The organism is Rhodovulum sp. (assembly GCF_011048875.1).
Taxonomy (GTDB): Bacteria; Pseudomonadota; Alphaproteobacteria; order Rhodobacterales; family Rhodobacteraceae; genus Rhodovulum; species Rhodovulum tesquicola.
The window spans coordinates 1-15045 of record NZ_DSDD01000197.1 but is presented as its reverse complement, the minus strand read 5'-3'; the positions used below and the strand labels follow the sequence as shown (position 1 = coordinate 15045).

General features: G+C 67.9%; 17 protein-coding genes. 5 read left to right on the top strand and 12 right to left on the bottom strand.

All coding sequences use genetic code 11. The features are described 5' to 3' along the window. The 3 genes from ENN83_RS06940 to gluQRS all read left to right on the top strand — a co-directional run. The coding region (locus ENN83_RS06940; protein ID WP_287185502.1) for a hypothetical protein at positions 1-342 on the top strand (342 nt) is incomplete at its 5' end. A gap of 56 nt (positions 343-398) precedes the next feature. Then, positions 399-1739 carry a methylenetetrahydrofolate--tRNA-(uracil(54)-C(5))-methyltransferase (FADH(2)-oxidizing) TrmFO gene (gene trmFO / locus ENN83_RS06935; protein WP_287185501.1) on the top strand — a complete coding sequence of 447 codons (1341 nt, stop codon included), beginning with the start codon at positions 399-401 and terminating at the stop codon, positions 1737-1739. Beyond that, positions 1732-2577 (top strand): tRNA glutamyl-Q(34) synthetase GluQRS, encoded by an 846-nt coding sequence (gene gluQRS, locus ENN83_RS06930; RefSeq protein WP_287185499.1) that lies wholly within the window; start codon positions 1732-1734, stop codon positions 2575-2577. Before trmFO ends, gluQRS begins: the two co-directional genes overlap by 8 nt. A gap of 41 nt (positions 2578-2618) precedes the next feature. On the opposite strand, the gene hisI is transcribed toward gluQRS, so the two are convergent. After that, positions 2619-2978: a phosphoribosyl-AMP cyclohydrolase gene (gene hisI / locus ENN83_RS06925; RefSeq protein WP_287185497.1), complete on the bottom strand. Its 360-nt coding sequence runs from the start codon at positions 2976-2978 to the stop codon at positions 2619-2621. Between the two features lie 67 nt (positions 2979-3045). Between hisI and ENN83_RS06920 the strand changes: the two genes are divergently transcribed. After that, positions 3046-3498 (top strand): iron-sulfur cluster assembly scaffold protein, encoded by a 453-nt coding sequence (locus tag ENN83_RS06920; protein ID WP_287185496.1) that lies wholly within the window; start codon positions 3046-3048, stop codon positions 3496-3498. 125 nt (positions 3499-3623) lie between these two features. Here ENN83_RS06920 and ENN83_RS06915 read toward each other — a convergent pair whose 3' ends face one another. The 5 genes from ENN83_RS06915 to ENN83_RS06895 all read right to left on the bottom strand — a co-directional run bounded on the left by ENN83_RS06915 (position 3624) and on the right by ENN83_RS06895 (position 9265). Next, positions 3624-3746, bottom strand: coding sequence for a hypothetical protein (locus ENN83_RS06915; RefSeq protein ID WP_287185495.1), 123 nt, complete (start codon positions 3744-3746; stop codon positions 3624-3626). A gap of 108 nt (positions 3747-3854) precedes the next feature. Continuing rightward, complete coding sequence (recG, locus tag ENN83_RS06910; RefSeq protein WP_287185494.1) at positions 3855-5945, bottom strand: ATP-dependent DNA helicase RecG; 2091 nt, start codon at positions 5943-5945, stop codon at positions 3855-3857. Beyond that, a complete protein-coding gene (gene ligA / locus ENN83_RS06905) occupies positions 5942-8068 on the bottom strand; it encodes an NAD-dependent DNA ligase LigA (RefSeq protein WP_287185493.1) in 2127 nt (708 codons plus the stop codon). Before ligA ends, recG begins: the two co-directional genes overlap by 4 nt. An 80-nt stretch (positions 8069-8148) precedes the next feature. Next, complete coding sequence (gene ctrA, locus ENN83_RS06900; protein WP_287185491.1) at positions 8149-8865, bottom strand: response regulator transcription factor CtrA; 717 nt, start codon at positions 8863-8865, stop codon at positions 8149-8151. A 121-nt stretch (positions 8866-8986) separates the two neighbouring features. Next, positions 8987-9265: a DUF1153 domain-containing protein gene (locus ENN83_RS06895; protein ID WP_287185489.1), complete on the bottom strand. Its 279-nt coding sequence runs from the start codon at positions 9263-9265 to the stop codon at positions 8987-8989. A 125-nt stretch (positions 9266-9390) separates the two neighbouring features. Between ENN83_RS06895 and mnmA the strand changes: the two genes are divergently transcribed. Beyond that, positions 9391-10539 carry a tRNA 2-thiouridine(34) synthase MnmA gene (gene mnmA, locus ENN83_RS06890; protein WP_287185488.1) on the top strand — a complete coding sequence of 383 codons (1149 nt, stop codon included), beginning with the start codon at positions 9391-9393 and terminating at the stop codon, positions 10537-10539. Positions 10540-10613: 74 nt separating this feature from the next. On the opposite strand, the gene lpxB is transcribed toward mnmA, so the two are convergent. From lpxB to ENN83_RS06860, 6 genes are all read right to left on the bottom strand, one after another. Further along, positions 10614-11780, bottom strand: a complete 1167-nt coding sequence (gene lpxB / locus ENN83_RS06885) for a lipid-A-disaccharide synthase (protein ID WP_287185486.1) — start codon at positions 11778-11780, stop codon at positions 10614-10616. Further along, on the bottom strand, positions 11777-12613 hold the full coding sequence (locus ENN83_RS06880; protein ID WP_287185503.1) for an LpxI family protein: 837 nt from the start codon (positions 12611-12613) through the stop codon (positions 11777-11779). The genes lpxB and ENN83_RS06880 overlap by 4 nt, the downstream gene beginning before the upstream one ends. Beyond that, positions 12610-13407: an acyl-ACP--UDP-N-acetylglucosamine O-acyltransferase gene (gene lpxA, locus ENN83_RS06875; protein ID WP_287185485.1), complete on the bottom strand. Its 798-nt coding sequence runs from the start codon at positions 13405-13407 to the stop codon at positions 12610-12612. The genes ENN83_RS06880 and lpxA overlap by 4 nt, the downstream gene beginning before the upstream one ends. A gap of 4 nt (positions 13408-13411) precedes the next feature. Further along, positions 13412-13885 (bottom strand): 3-hydroxyacyl-ACP dehydratase FabZ, encoded by a 474-nt coding sequence (gene fabZ / locus ENN83_RS06870; protein ID WP_287185483.1) that lies wholly within the window; start codon positions 13883-13885, stop codon positions 13412-13414. 85 nt (positions 13886-13970) lie between these two features. Next, on the bottom strand, positions 13971-14561 hold the full coding sequence (locus tag ENN83_RS06865; protein WP_287185481.1) for an OmpH family outer membrane protein: 591 nt from the start codon (positions 14559-14561) through the stop codon (positions 13971-13973). A gap of 4 nt (positions 14562-14565) precedes the next feature. Further along, positions 14566-15045 (bottom strand): BamA/TamA family outer membrane protein (locus tag ENN83_RS06860; RefSeq protein WP_287185479.1); only part of this gene is annotated, 480 nt, incomplete at its 5' end.

Sequence of the window (15045 nt, the reverse complement as noted above, 5' to 3'; positions counted from 1 at the left end):
GCCCTCTTCGTCGGTCGGGTCGTCCGGCCCGCGGCGCTGATCCTTGCGCTTTACACGGTCTGCGCGGCGCTGGTTTCTCATTCGGGGCTTTTCGTGCTGCCGATCGCGCAACACACGCTCTGGATGGAGGTTGCGATGGTCGGCGCGTTGGTGATGATCGCGCTGACCGCAGATCTTCCGACCTGCCGTGCCATGCGCGGCGGCATCGGGGCCGACGATCCCGAAGATGAACTTTCACGCACGCGGCTTGAACTGGCCGCCACACGCGCCGCCCTCGCCGAACTCCAGGCAAGCGACAAGGTAATTTCATATCCGCCCGCCTTGATCCGCCGCTCGGCCTGATCCCCGGGGCGGCCTTCCCCCTTTCCAAGGGCCGCCCGCGCCACTAGATCGGCGCCATGGCAGACCCCCTTCACATCATTGGCGGCGGCATGGCGGGTGCCGAGGCCGCCTGGCAGGCAGCGCAGGCCGGGCTTGACGTGGTGATCCACGAGATGCGGCCCCGGACCGGCACCTTTGCCCACCGCACCGACCGGCTGGCCGAGATGGTGTGTTCCAACTCGTTCCGCTCGGACGATGACGAACAGAACGCCGTGGGCCTTCTGCATTGGGAAATGCGCGCGGCGGGCGGGCTGATCATGGCGATGGCCGACGACAACCGCCTGCCCGCGGGCGGCGCGCTGGCCGTGGACCGCGACCGCTTTGCCGAGGCGGTGACCGCGCAGCTTCTGGACCATCCGAAGATCGCCATCGAACGCACTGAAATCACGTCACTACCCGTTGATGGCCACTGGATCGTCGCGACCGGTCCGCTGACCTCGGACGCGTTGGGACAGGCGATCCGCGCCGAAACCGGCGCCGAGGTGCTGGCCTTTTTCGACGCCATCGCGCCCATCGTCCATGCCGACAGCGTGGACCTGACCCGGGCATGGTTCCAGTCGCGCTACGACAAGGGCGAGACCGAGGAGGAGCGCACCGCCTACCTGAACTGCCCGATGGATCACGACCAGTACGAGGCTTTCATCGACGCGCTGCTCGCCGCCGAAAAGACCGAGTTCCACGAGGGCGAGACCGCAGGCTATTTCGACGGCTGCATGCCGATCGAGGTGATGGCCGAGCGCGGCCGCGAGACGCTGCGCCACGGGCCGATGAAACCGGTGGGGCTGACCAACCCGCATGCGCCCGATGTCAAGCCGCATGCGGTGGTGCAACTGCGCCGCGACAATGCACTGGGCACGCTCTACAATATCGTCGGCTTCCAGACCAAGATGAAATACGGCGCGCAAAAATCTGTTTTCTGTATGATTCCAGGGCTTGAAAACGCCATGTTCGCGCGCCTTGGCGGGATCCACCGCAACACCTTCCTCAACGCGCCCATGCTGCTTGACGCCGAATTGCGACTGAAATCGCGCCCGCATATTCGCTTTGCCGGGCAGATCACCGGGGTCGAGGGCTACGTGGAATCGGCCGCGATGGGCCTTTTGGCGGGTCGCCTTGCCGCGGCGGAACTCATGGGCCGCAGCCTGTCGCCCGTGCCCGCGACCACCGCCACCGGCGCGCTGGTCGCCCATATCACCGGCGGCGCGGATGCCCGGACCTTCCAGCCGATGAATGTCAATTTCGGCCTGTTCCCGCCGGTCGAGGGGCTCAGGGCCGGGCGCCGCGGCCGGCGCGACCGCTACAAGGGCTATACCGACCGCGCCAAGGCCGACTGGACCGCCTGGCTTGCCCATGGCTGAGGCGCGCACCCGCTTCGCGCCCTCGCCCACCGGGCCCCTGCATCTTGGCCACGCCTTTTCCGCGCTGACCGCCTTTGACCGCGCCCGCGCCGCGGGCGGCACCATGCTGCTCAGGATCGAGGATATCGACAGCACCCGCTGCCGCCCGGAATGGGAGGCGCTGATCTTCGACGATCTCGCCTGGCTCGGGATCGACTGGCCCCGCCCGGTCCTGCGCCAGTCCGCCCGCCTGCCCGCCCATGCAGCCGCGCTCAACCGGCTGGCCGCGATGGGGCTGACCTATCCCTGCCGCTGCCGCCGGGCCGACATCCGTGCGGCCCTTTCGGCCCCGCACGCGCCGGTCCTGGGCCCCGACGGGCCGGTCTATCCCGGCACCTGCCGCACCCGCCCGATGGATCAGGCCGGTCCCGATGACACGATCCGGCTCAACATGCGGGCGGCGCTTTCCCGGCTGGACACTCTCCCGGCCTTCACCGAAACCGGGCCGTCCCATGCCGGGCGCCACGCGCTGGTGCGCGATGCGCTGATCGAAACGGTTGGCGACGTGGTGCTGGCGCGGCGCGATCTCGGCACCTCCTATCACCTTGCCGTGGTAGTGGATGACGCCTTCCAGCAGGTCAGCGAGGTCGTGCGCGGCGAAGACCTGTTCGAGGCCACGCCGATTCACGTTCTGCTCCAGTGCCTTCTGGGCCTGCCCTCGCCAGGCTACCACCATCACCGCCTGATCGTGGACGAGGCGGGCAAGCGGCTGGCCAAGCGCGACGATGCTCGCGCACTCGCGCGCTACCGCGCCGACGGCGCAACGCCCGAGGACATCCGCCGCCTTGTCGGGCTTTGACGCGCCCGCTGCTTCTTCTTGGCACAAATACCCATGGCGCCTCAGCCTGCCACGGGCGCCATGATCTCCACTTCCTCGCCTTCGCGGATCGCGGTGTAGAAACAGCTTCGCCGGTTGGTGTGACAGGCCGGGCCCTCCTGCTCGACCACAAGCAGAAGGCAGTCACGGTCGCAATCGACGCGCATCTCGATCAGCCGCTGGACATGGCCGCTGGTCTCGCCCTTGACCCAGAATGCTTGACGAGAGCGCGACCAGTAGGTGACGCGCCCGGTTTCCAGCGTGCGGGCAACCGCGTCGGCGTTCATCCAGGCCATCATCAGCACCGCCCCGCCCGTATCCTGGGCAATCGCCGGGATCAGCCCCGCGGCGTCGAATTTCAGGCTTGCAGGATCGAAGGCCATGGCCGAACTCCTTTGAAAACGCGCGCGCCGGGGTTATCTATGCACGATGCGGGCAAAAGGGAACGCCATGACCGCCGAGACCGATCTCGTCAAGCTCTACTCCCAGCGCATCCTTGCGCTGGCGGCCGACATTCCGCATCTGGGGCGGCTCGATGGGCCGATGGCCAGCGCGCGCAAGCGCTCTCCGCTTTGCGGCTCGACGGTCAGCGTGGATCTGGACATCGCAGAGGGGCGGATCACGCGCTTTGGCCAGGACGTCAAGGCCTGTGCGCTGGGCCAGGCGGCGGCGGCGGTTGTCGGGGCCGTCATCCTCGGGCGCAGCCGGGACGAGGTGCAGCGCGCCCGCGACCAGCTCAAGGCCATGCTCAAGGAAAACGGCCCGCCGCCCGCCCCGCCCTTTGACGGGCTGGAGGTGCTGGCCCCCGCGCGCGAATATCGCAATCGCCACGCCTCGATCCTGCTGGCGCTGGAGGCGACGCTCGAAGCCTTTGACGCCGCCGAGGCCGCGGCCTGCGCCTGATCCGTCAAAAAAAACCGCCGCGCTCCGGCGCAGGAGGCGGCGGCAAGGTGTGCGTCCGTGCAGCGAGAGGCAGGCTCCCGACCCCTTGGGGAGAGGCGCAGGCACAGACAGCGGGCAGTGGACCGTCAGAAAAGCGCGGGCAGGTGCAGCCCCGCGAACAAGGCCACCATCAACGCGGCGGCGCCAATCGCATCCTGCCAGAGGGTGGCGCGGCTGCGCTCAAGGGTGGCGAGCAATTCGGTCAGCATCGGGGCAACCTCCTGTCGAGCAAATTGTTTCTTATTTGTTCTCATATTTTCGGTCGCGCGTAAAGAACTTTTTAAGAACTTTTGCGAACGCAGCGGAACGGAACGCCCTCAGCCCACCTTTATCAGCCGAATCGCCCTGTCCTGCTCCATCAGCCACAGCAGCACGCGGGCGGCCTTGCCCCGCTCGCTTTCCAGCCCCGGATCGTCGGCCAGCAGCTTGCGCGCATCGCTTTGCGCCAGAGCCATCAGCGCCGATTGCCGTTCCAGATCGGCGATGCGGAACCGCGGCAGGCCCGATTGCGCGGTGCCGATCAGATCGCCCGCGCCACGCATCGCCAGATCCTCCTCGGCGATGCGAAAGCCATCCTCGGTCTCGCGCAGGATCTCCAGCCGCCGCCGCCCGCTTTCGGTCAGGGGCGACCGATACATCAAAAGACAGGTCGAGGCCGCCGCGCCACGCCCGACTCGGCCGCGCAACTGGTGCAGCTGCGCCAGCCCGAAACCCTCGGCCCGCTCGATCACCATGATCGAGGCGTTGGGCACGTCCACCCCCACCTCGATCACCGTGGTCGCGACCAGTACTGCCGTTTCGCCCGCCTGAAACCGCGCCATCGCCGCGTCCTTTTCGGGCGCGGGCATCTGGCCATGCACCAGCCCCACGACACCCTCGCCCAGCGCGGCGCGCAGGCTCTGAAAGCGGTCCTCGGCCGCGGTCAGGTCCACCAGTTCCGAGCCCTCGACCAGCGGGCAGACCCAATAGGCCTGCCGCCCCTCGGCGATGGCGCGGCGCAGATGGTCCACCACCTCGTCGATCCGCCCGGCCGAGACCAGCGCCGTCCTGACCGGCACCCGCCCCGGCGGTTTCTCGTCCAGCACCGACATGTCCATGTCGCCATGGGTGGCCAGCGCAAGGCTGCGCGGGATGGGCGTGGCGGTCATCACCAGCACGTCCGCCGCCTGCCCCTTGGTCGACAGTTCCATCCGTTGCGACACGCCGAACCGGTGCTGTTCGTCCACGATGGCCAATCGCAGGTCGTGAAAGGCGACATCCTTCTGGAACAGCGCATGCGTGCCGACCAGCACCTGGATGTCGCCCGTGGCAAGGGCGACCAGCTTGGCACGCCGCTCGGCGCCCTTGTCGCGGCCGGTCAGGATTTCCAGCACCACACCCGCCTGTTCGGCCAGCGGGCGCAGGTTTTCCAGATGCTGGCGGGCCAGGATTTCGGTCGGGGCCATCATCACCCCCTGCCCGCCCGCCTCGACCGCGACCAGCAGCGCCATGAAGGCGACCAGCGTCTTGCCCGCGCCGACATCGCCCTGCAAAAGCCGGTTCATCCGGGTGGGCTGCGCCATGTCGGCCGCGATCTCGTCGATCGCGCGGGCCTGTGCCGCGGTCGGTCGGTAGGGCAGCGCCGCAAGCACCCGCGCGCGCAGCCGCCCGTCGCCCGCCGTCACCCGCCCCTTGCCGCGCCGGACGGATGCCCGCGCCAGCGCCAGCGTCAGTTGATGCGCGAACAGCTCGTCATAGGCCAGCCGCTGGCGCGGCGGCGCGGTCGCGGACAACTCGCGCGGGCCAAGCGGCGCATGGGCCATGCGCAGCGCGGCGGCCCAGCCCGGCCACCCCTCGCGCGCCCGCAGCGCGGGGTCAATCCATTCGGGACAATCGGGCAGCCGGTCAAGCGCCGATTGCACCGCGCGGGTCATCTGCTTCAGGCCCAGCCCCGCGGTCAGCGGATAGACCACTTCGTAATCGGGGATCGTCTCGGCCTGATCGGGCGGCAGCACATGATCGGGATGAACCATCTGGATCATCCCGTCGAAATGCTCGACCTTGCCGGAAATCACCCGCCGCGCGCCTTCGGGCAGCAGCTTGCGCAGGTAATCGCCTCTTGCATGAAAGAAGACCAGCGTGAAGGCGGCTTCGGCGTCCTGCACCTGCACCCGCCAGGGCCGGCCCCTCGTGCGCGGCGGTTCGTGGCGCATTACCTCGATCTCGACGGTGGCCACATCGCCGGGCGGCACCTGCCGCAGGCTTGCCCGCCGCCGCCGGTCCACGCCCGAATGGGGCAGCGTGAAGATCAGATCGCGCGGCTTTTCGATATCGAGCTGGGCCAGCAATTTCGCGGTTTTCGGCCCGACCCCGTCCAGCCCCTCGAGCCCGGCAAACAGCGGAAACAGGATATCAGGCCGCCCGCTCATGCGCCCCCGATGAGGTCGAGCCAGCCTTGTTCGTCGATGGTCTCGATCCCCAGATCGGCGGCCTGCTTCGCCTTAGATCCCGCACCGGGCCCGGCCACCACCAGATCGGTCTTCTTCGACACCGAGCCGGCGACCTTGGCCCCCAGGGCTTCCGCCCGCGCCTTGGCCTCGGCCCGGGTCATGCGTTCCAGCGTGCCGGTAAAGACCACGGTCTTGCCCGCCACGGGGCTATCGACCTGCCCGCGCGGCTGGGCGGGTTCCACGCTCAGATGCGCCACAAGTCGGTCGATCGAGGCGCGCTCGGCGGGCTGGTGAAAGGCCGTTACGAGAGAGGTCGCCAGCACCTGCCCCACCCCGTCGATGGACAGAAGCTGCTCCCATTCGGGACCCTCGCCCACGGTGGCGTTTGTCATCGCCGCCTCGAACGCCTGCCATGACCGGTAGTTGCGGGCCAGAAGATCGGCGTTCACCTCGCCGACATGGCGGATGCCCAGCGCAAAGATCAGCCGGTTCAGCGGGATCACGCGCCGCGCCTCGATGGCGGCGAAAAGATTGGTGGCGGATTTCTCGCCCCAGCCCTCGCGGTTTCTCAGCTTGGGGATGTTCGCGCGGTCACGCTCGGCCAGCGTGAAGATGTCGGCGGGTTCGCGGATCGGCAGCACCTCGTCGCGATAGAACATCTCGACCTGTTTCGCCCCCAGCCCCTCGATGTCGAAGGCGTTGCGCGAGACGAAATGCTTCAGCCGTTCCACCGCCTGCGCCGGGCAGATCAGCCCGCCGGTGCAGCGGCGGACCGAATCGCCTTCTTCGCGAATCGCGTCCGAGCCGCATTCGGGGCAGATGGTCGGAAAGGCATAGGGCGCGGCGTCCGGGGGTCGCCTGGACAGGTCCACATCCGCCAGCTTGGGGATCACGTCGCCCGCGCGACAGACCTGCACCCAATCGCCCTCGCGGAAATCCTTGCCGTCGCGGATCGCCATGCCCCGGGAATCGCGCCCGGCGATGTAATCCTCGTTATGCAGCGTCGCGTTCGAGACGACGACGCCGCCCACGGTGACCGGCATCAGCCGCGCCACCGGCGACAGCGCGCCGGTGCGGCCGACCTGGATCTCGATCCGCTCCAGCCGCGTCCAGGCAAGTTCGGCGGGGAACTTGTGCGCGATGGCCCAGCGCGGCGTGGTCGAGCGAAAGCCAAGCCGGTCCTGAAGCGCGAGATCGTTGACCTTGTACACCACGCCGTCGATGTCATAGCCCAGCGTCGCGCGGCGCTGTTCGATCGCGGAATAATGCGCCGTCAGCGCGTCGGGCCCGTCGCAAAGAGCGGTCAAGGGATTGACCGGAAAGCCGAAATCCGCCAGCCGGTCAATCGCGCCCTTCTGGGTATCGGCCAGCGGCGCGCTGACCGCCCCCCAGCTATAGGCAAAGAACCGCAACGGGCGCGATGCGGTGATCGCCGGATCAAGCTGGCGCAAGGATCCGGCCGCGGCGTTGCGCGGATTGGCGAAGGTCTTCTGCCCGGCCTCGGCCTGCCGCGCATTCAGCGCCTCGAAATCGGAATGCGCCATATAGACCTCGCCCCGCACCTCGAGGATGTCAGGCGCGCCGGCCAGCGTTTCGGGGATATCGGCGAGCGTGCGGGCGTTCGCGGTGACGTTCTCGCCGGTCTCGCCATCGCCGCGGGTGGCGGCCTGCACGAGCCGGCCGCCCTCGTAGCGCAGACTGAGCGAGAGCCCGTCGATCTTGGGCTCGGCCGTATAGATCAGCGGCGCGTCGGGGGCGAGGCCCAGATAGCGGCGGATGCGAGCGTCGAACTCGGCGATCTCGTCGGGCGCAAAGGCGTTTTCCAGTGACAGCATCCGGCGTTCGTGCCGGACCTTGGCGAAACCCTCGGCGGGCGCGGCCCCCACCCGCCCCGAGGGGCTGTCCGGGCGGATCAATGCCGGAAAGCGCGCCTCGATCTCGGCATTGCGCCGTTTCAGCGCGTCATAAGCCGCATCCGAGATTTCGGGCGCGTCATGCCTATGATAGGCCGCATCGGCCCGCGCGATCTGCCGCGCCAAACGGGCGAGTTCAGCCCGCGCAGCCTTTTCGGTCAGCTTTTCGACAGGTATTTCGGCCGTCATCCGCGCCCCCATAGCTCCCCGGCCTCAGTGATAGGGGCGCCGCGGGGGGATTTCCAGCGGCCGCGTGGGCCGCGTGGCCGTCACGCGCCAAGGGCGATGGAGCGTGGCAGGTCGCGCACCGGTTCGGGATCACGCAGCACATAGCCCCGGCCCCAGACCGTCTCGATACAGGTCTCGCCGCCGGTGGCCTGGGCAAGCTTCTTGCGCAGCTTGCAGATGAAGACGTCGATGATCTTGAGTTCGGGCTCGTCCATGCCGCCATAGAGATGGTTGAGGAACATCTCCTTGGTCAGCGTCGTGCCCTTTCTCAGCGAGAGCAGTTCCAGCATCTGGTATTCCTTGCCGGTCAGATGCACGGGTTTGCCCTCGACCTCGACCGTCTTGGCGTCGAGATTCACCTCGATGCGTCCGGTGCGGATGACCGACTGGGCATGCCCCTTGGACCGGCGGATGATCGCGTGGATGCGTGCGACCAGTTCCTCGCGATGGAACGGCTTGGTCATGTAGTCGTCGGCACCGAAGCCAAATCCCTTGATCTTGTTCTCGGTATCCGCCGCGCCAGACAGAATCAGGATCGGCGTGTCGATGCGCGCAAGGCGCAACTGGCGCAGCACCTCGTGGCCGTTCATGTCCGGCAGGTTCAGATCGAGCAGGATCAGGTCGTAATCGTAGAGCTTTGCAAGATCGATGCCTTCCTCGCCAAGATCAGTCGTATAGACGTTCAGATTGGCGTGGGTTAGCATCAGTTCGATGCTTTTCGCCGTTGTCGGGTCGTCTTCCACCAGAAGCACGCGCATGGCTGAGGTCTCCGTTAAGTCGTCGAACGTTTTACAAACCCTGACGAGATTTGGTTAACTTCACCTTACCTTGAGCTTGACTCTAGCATTTACAATTTTAAGTTGTCCAGTCAATTTCGCGTCAGGGTTGTCTGAACTCCTTCAGTGCCGTGACCTTCAAACCCCTCAGCCCGTGGTCGCGCACCGCACGACGCCAGCTGTCCAACTCTTCCTGCGACAGCGAATAGCGCTCCAGCGCCTCGGTCTCTGAAATCAGCCCGGCGGCGACGGCCTTGACCACGGCGGCCTTCCGGCTGGCGACCCAGCGGCGCGTATCCACCGGCGGCAGGTCGGCCCGCGTCATGATCGTTCCATCGGGCAACGTGACGGTCCGCGGCCCGTCGATGCGTTTCAGAAACATCGGCTATCGTTCCTCTTGCGGCTGCCCCGAAACTGGCCCGCCATGTTTAAGGGGGGGTGAAGCCGGGGGTTGAGAGTATGTCGCATTTTCCTATATTCCCTGCGACTGTTCCTAGGAGTGATCCCATGCCGCTTGACAGCGCGACTCGCCCGCTGAACTCGCTGGGCTTTGCCAAGCCCGAGGCGGAAACCCGCGTGCTCGTCGCCATGTCGGGCGGTGTCGACAGTTCGGTTGTCGCCGCTCAGCTTGCCGAAGAAGGTTATGACGTGGTGGGCATCACGCTTCAGCTTTACGACCACGGCGCCGCGCTGGCGAAAAAGGGCGCGTGCTGCGCCGGGCGGGACATCCACGACGCCCGACGGGTGGCCGAGCAGGTGGGATTCCCCCATTACGTCCTGGACTATGAAAACGCCTTTCGTGAGGCCGTAATCGAGGAATTTGCGGACGCCTATCTGGCGGGCGCGACGCCCGTGCCCTGCATCCGCTGCAACGAAAGGGTCAAGTTCCGCGACCTGCTGGAAACGGCAAGGGAACTTGATGCCGACTGCATGGCGACCGGGCATTACATCCGGCGGATGGAGGGCGCGCAGGGGCCGGAACTGCACCGTGCGGCCGATCCTGCCCGCGACCAGTCCTATTTCCTGTTCTCGACGACCCGCGAGCAGCTCGATTTCCTGCGCTTCCCGCTGGGGGGCCTGCCCGACAAGGCCGCGACCCGGGCGCTGGCGGCGAAATACGGGCTGCCCGTGGCCGACAAGCCCGACAGCCAGGACATTTGTTTCGTCCCCGAGGGCAATTATGCCTCGGTCATCGAGAAGCTGCGCCCGGGCGCGGCCGAATCAGGCGAGATCGTGCATGCCGATGGCCGCGTGCTGGGGGTGCATGAGGGCGTGATCCACTACACCATCGGCCAGCGCCGGGGGCTTGGGATCGGCGGGCTGGCCGAGCCGCTTTTCGTGGTGCGGCTGGACGTGGACGCTCGGCAGGTGATCGTCGGGCCGAAAGAGATGCTGGCCACGCGGCTGGTGCATCTTGGCGAGGTGAACTGGCTGGGCGATGCGCCGATCGGGACAATGGCCGAATGGCCGGTCCTGGTGCGCGTCCGCTCGACCCGGCCGCCGCGCGAAGCAATCCTGCGGCCGGTTTCGGAGCGCGAGGCGGTGGTCGAGTTGCTGGCCCCCGAAGAAGGCGTGAGCCCGGGCCAGGCCTGTGTCTTCTACGAGACCGAGGGCACGCGCGTTCTGGGCGGTGGCTGGATCCGGGCGGGCGGCTGAGCCCTTGCCCCGGAGCCCCGCGGGATGGCAGGCGGCGGGATCGTGGGTATTTTTGCCAAGAAGAAGACCCGGGCTCAGCCAAGCCCGTCAAGGACGGCGCGGGCGGCGCGCAGGCCGGGGGCCTCGCCGCCCTGCCCAAGCCGGGTCATGGTCAGGCGCGCGGCCGCGATCTGGGCGGTGCGGGCCTCGGGATCGTCGAGAAGCCGCAGGAGCTCGGCAGCAATCGGCTCGGGCTTGCAGGCGGCGCCCAGGAATTCGGGCACGGCGCGGGTTTCGGAGACGATATTGACCAGTGTCACCGTATCGAGCCGCAGCATCCGGCCGATGATCTGCCGACTGAGCCAGTTCATGTCATAGGCGATCACCATGGGCACGCCGTTCGCGGCCAGTTCCAGCGAGACCGTGCCCGACGCGGCCAGCGCCAGGTCGGCCGCGGCGAACGCTGCGCGCTTGTCCGGGGGCGCGGCGCGGCGGGGGTCCAGCACCAGCGGCGTGCCGGGCCAGTCGCGGATCAGGTGCTGGACCGCCTCGGCGACCGGGGTGGCGGCGGGCACCACGACGCGCAGCGCCGGGTGGCGGGCCAGAACGGGGGCGAGCGCGGCTCCGAAGACCGGGGCAAGCCGCGCAACCTCGCCCCGGCGCGATCCGGGCAGGGCAAGGACAAGCTGCGCATCGGGCGCGATGCCATGAGCGGCGCGAAAGGCAGCGGCCTCTGCGGGCGTGGCGTGCGGCCGGGCGACGACCGGGTGGCCGACGAAATCGCAACGCATGCCTTCGGCCTGCATGAAGGGCGGCTCGAACGGGAAGAGCGCAAGCACCTGGTCTATCACCCGCGCCATTCGGGCCGCGCGTTTCGGCCGCCAGGCCCAGACGGTGGGAGCTACGTAATGCACGGTGCGGATGCGGCTCCCGGCTTTCACACGGGCGGCGACGCGCAGGGAAAAATCCGGGCTGTCGATCGTGATCAGCGCATCCGGTTGCAGACGCAGCACCGCGTCGGCGGATTGGGCGATCCGCCGTTTCAGCGCGAAATAGCGCGGCAGCAGCTCGGCGATGCCCATGACCGACAGCTCGTCCATCGGAAAGAGGCTGGTCAGCCCCTCTGCCTGCATCAGCGGGCCGCCGACGCCGTGGAACACGACCCCCGGCGCCAGGGACTTGAGCCCCGCCATCAGCGCCGCGCCAAGCGCATCGCCCGAAGGCTCGCCCGCGATCAGGAAGAACCGCGGCGGGCGGCTCACGGGGTCCGGACCCAGAGGAACAGCCCGGCCCGATCGGCGCGGGCGACGGTTTCGGCGGGGTCGAGCAGCAGAACGCCCCCCGCCTCGACAACGATCCCGGCAAGGCCCGCGCGGGCGGCGGCCTCGACCGTGGCGGGGCCGATGGCGGGCAGGTCCACGCGGCGATCCTGTCCCGGCTTCGGGGCCTTGCAGACCACGCCCCTGGCGCCCTTCGGATCGGGGCGGCAGGCGCCTGCGACCTCGGCCACCCAGGCCAGCATCGCGTCGGTGCCGGGCAGCGCCTCGACCGCAAGACAAAGCCCCTGCGCGACCACCGCCCCCTGCCCCACATCCGCCGCCCCCAACGCCGCAACGATCTGCGCGGCGCGGGCGGCATCGCGTTCGTCGGCCGGGGAGGGTTGCGCGTGCGTCAGCACACCGGGCGGCGGCAGCAGGTCGGGCGCCACGGCCTCGGCGCCGACCACGGCAAACCCCTCCTCCTCGAAAAGGGCGATCACCGCGCGCAGGGTCGCGTCGTCGCCCTGCGCCAGCGCCGGGACGATCCGGGGCAGAAGCTGGGCGGTACGCGGGTCGATCCGTTCGGGGTCAAGCCGCGGCCGGGTCACGGCGCCAGCCATCACCACGCGGGTCACGCCGGTTTCGTGCAGATGGTCGAACAGGAGCGCCAGCCGTTCAAGGGCGAAGCGCCTGACCGGCAGCCCGTCGGGGTTTTCCATCGCGAACCCCTCGACCTCGGCGATCAGGAAGGGTTTGCCCGAGGCTGCCAGCGCGCGGGCCAGATGGGCGGGCAGCGCGCCGCGTCCGGCGATGAGGGCGGTCGCGCCTGCCATCAGCGCGGGGTCAGGAAGGAGCGGTCGGTATCGGCCAGCACGAACTCGACCATCTCGCGGACATGGGGGCTGTCGGTTTCCGCATGGATGCGCCGGGCGCGATCCATGAACGCGCCCTCGCCCTGCGCCAGCGCCTGAAAGGCCGCGCGCAGCGCCGAGATATCCTCGCGCGCCACACCGCGGCGTTTGAGCCCGACAAGGTTCAGCCCGTCCAGCACGCCGCGCGGCCCCTGCACCAGACCATAGGGAATGACATCATTCGTCACCATCGTCACCGCGCCGATGATCGCGCCGCGGCCAACCCGCACGAATTGATGGATGCCCGACAGCCCGCCGATGATCACGTCGTCGCCAATGACGCAATGCCCCGCCAGCGCCGAGTTGTTGACCATGATGACCCGGTCGCCCACCTGCGCGTCATGGGCGACATGGGCACCCATCATGAACAGGCAATCGTCACCGACCCGGGTAATGCCGCCGCCGCCCTCGGTGCCGGTGTTCATCGTGACGCCCTCGCGGATGCGGTTGCGCGCGCCGACGATCAGGCGGGTGTCCCCGCCACGGTATTTCAGGTCCTGCGGGATGTCGCCGATATTGGCGAAGGGGAAGATCACCGTGCCCTCGCCGATCTCGGTCAGGCCGGTGACGATGGCGTGGCTCTTGACCTCGACCCCTGCCCCCAGACGCACCTTGGGCCCGATCACCGAGAACGGGCCGATGACGCAGCCCGGGCCAATCCGGGCGCCGTCTTCGACGATGGCGGACGGGTGAATGCGGGCGGTCGGGTCGATGGCCATATTCCTACTCCTGCGGCAGGTCCATCATCGCGGTGAATTCGGCCTCGGCGGCGACCTCGTCGCCCACCATCGCGACGCCCGCGAATTTCCAGACCTTCTTTCCGCTTCGCTTGACGGTGATGTGCAACTCCAGCACGTCGCCAGGCCCCACCTTGCGGCGGAACTTGGCGCAGTCGATGGCCATGAAATAGACCAGAAGCTGGCTGTCGACCTTGCCCAACGACAGGCCCGCCATGACCGCCGCGGTCTGGGCCATGGCCTCGATGATGGTCACACCCGGCATGACCGGGGTGCCGGGGAAATGTCCCTGGAAATGTGGCTCGTTGAAGGTCACGTTCTTGATGCCCACCGCGCTTTCATGGGGCACGATCCGCGTCACGCGGTCGACCAGCAGGAAAGGGTAACGATGCGGAATGACCCGCTGGATCAGCTCGATGTCGGCTTCGGTCACGACCTCGGTCGCGGGGGCACTGGTCATCTGAACATACTCCTTGCACTCGGCCCGGGCGCGCGGCCCGGCATCCGGCAGCCCTAGCAACTCCCCTTGTCCGCGGCAAGCCGGGCTACTCGGCCGATGCCTCACCGCCGGTTTCGGGGCCTGCTCCGGATGGGTCCAACGCCTCGGGCACAAGGCGGGCGTCTATTGCCGCGATGACCTCGTCGGTGATGTCAACCTGTTCGGCGGACAGGATCACCGCGTCCCGTTCCAGCACCACGACCCCGCCCCTTTCGCGCACGATCTCTGCAACCAGCGGCAGCACCTGTCGGTAGAACGCCTGCTGACCCACCTCACGGCGCTGGGCAAGGGCGCGCGCCTTGGCATCCTGCACGCGGCGGGTCTCGACCACCTTTTCGTCGAAGGCTTCGGCCATCGCGCGGAACTCTTCGGACGGCAGGGCCGCGCGACGTTCGGTCAGGTCGCGCTCTTCGGCGATCAGTTCGGCCTCGATCTGACGGTTCTCCGCAGCGAGCGCCGCGCTTGCGTCCTCAAGCGCTTCGGTCAAGGCGCGGCCGATCTGGCTGTCGACGAACAACCGCTCCTGATCCAGGGTCAGCACGGGGCTGCGCAGGAAGGGCGCCTCCTGTGCCGGGGCTGACATCGTCGCCAGAGCCGTCAGCAGGACGGCCAGAACCGCCGCGCGCGTCCCTTGCATGTGCCTAGAACCGGGTCGAGATCGTCAGGTCGAAATTCTGGGTCCGGTCATAGTCCTTCTTCTTCACTGCTTCGGAGAAGTTGAATCGCAAGGGCCCGATCGGCGTGTCCCACAAGATCGAGACACCGACCGCCGAGCGCAGGCTGAAACCGTCATCGACGCTGCCCGGATTGTCGAGACTCCAGACCGAGCCAACATCGGCAAACAGGCCGCCGGTGATCCCGTATTCCTCTGGCAGGCCCAGCGGGAACTCGGCCTCGAAGCGGGCCACCGCATACATGTTGCCGCCCAGCGCCTCGCCTCCGCGGTTTTCAGGTTGCCGCGGACCGATCCCGTTGCCTTCGAATCCGCGAATCTTGCCGTTCAGGAAATAGCGGTCAAGAAGCCGACTGTCCTTGCTGCCCAACATCGACAAAACGCCGCCCTCAAGCTCGGCCCGCAGCGTGATTTCCTCGTTCCAGACCATGGTCTGCGCCCCGACCAG

Coding starts and splice junctions, on each gene's coding strand:
- lpxA (WP_287185485.1), bottom strand. CDS start 13,407: ATGGCCATCGACCCGACCGCCCGCATTCACCCGTCCGCCATCGTCGAA.
- recG (WP_287185494.1), bottom strand. CDS start 5,945: ATGAGCGGGCGGCCTGATATCCTGTTTCCGCTGTTTGCCGGGCTCGAG.
- mnmA (WP_287185488.1), top strand. CDS start 9,391: ATGCCGCTTGACAGCGCGACTCGCCCGCTGAACTCGCTGGGCTTTGCC.
- ENN83_RS06895 (WP_287185489.1), bottom strand. CDS start 9,265: ATGTTTCTGAAACGCATCGACGGGCCGCGGACCGTCACGTTGCCCGAT.
- trmFO (WP_287185501.1), top strand. CDS start 399: ATGGCAGACCCCCTTCACATCATTGGCGGCGGCATGGCGGGTGCCGAG.
- hisI (WP_287185497.1), bottom strand. CDS start 2,978: ATGGCCTTCGATCCTGCAAGCCTGAAATTCGACGCCGCGGGGCTGATC.
- gluQRS (WP_287185499.1), top strand. CDS start 1,732: ATGGCTGAGGCGCGCACCCGCTTCGCGCCCTCGCCCACCGGGCCCCTG.
- ENN83_RS06915 (WP_287185495.1), bottom strand. CDS start 3,746: ATGCTGACCGAATTGCTCGCCACCCTTGAGCGCAGCCGCGCCACCCTC.
- ENN83_RS06865 (WP_287185481.1), bottom strand. CDS start 14,561: ATGCAAGGGACGCGCGCGGCGGTTCTGGCCGTCCTGCTGACGGCTCTG.
- fabZ (WP_287185483.1), bottom strand. CDS start 13,885: ATGACCAGTGCCCCCGCGACCGAGGTCGTGACCGAAGCCGACATCGAG.
- ctrA (WP_287185491.1), bottom strand. CDS start 8,865: ATGCGCGTGCTTCTGGTGGAAGACGACCCGACAACGGCGAAAAGCATC.
- ENN83_RS06920 (WP_287185496.1), top strand. CDS start 3,046: ATGACCGCCGAGACCGATCTCGTCAAGCTCTACTCCCAGCGCATCCTT.
- ligA (WP_287185493.1), bottom strand. CDS start 8,068: ATGACGGCCGAAATACCTGTCGAAAAGCTGACCGAAAAGGCTGCGCGG.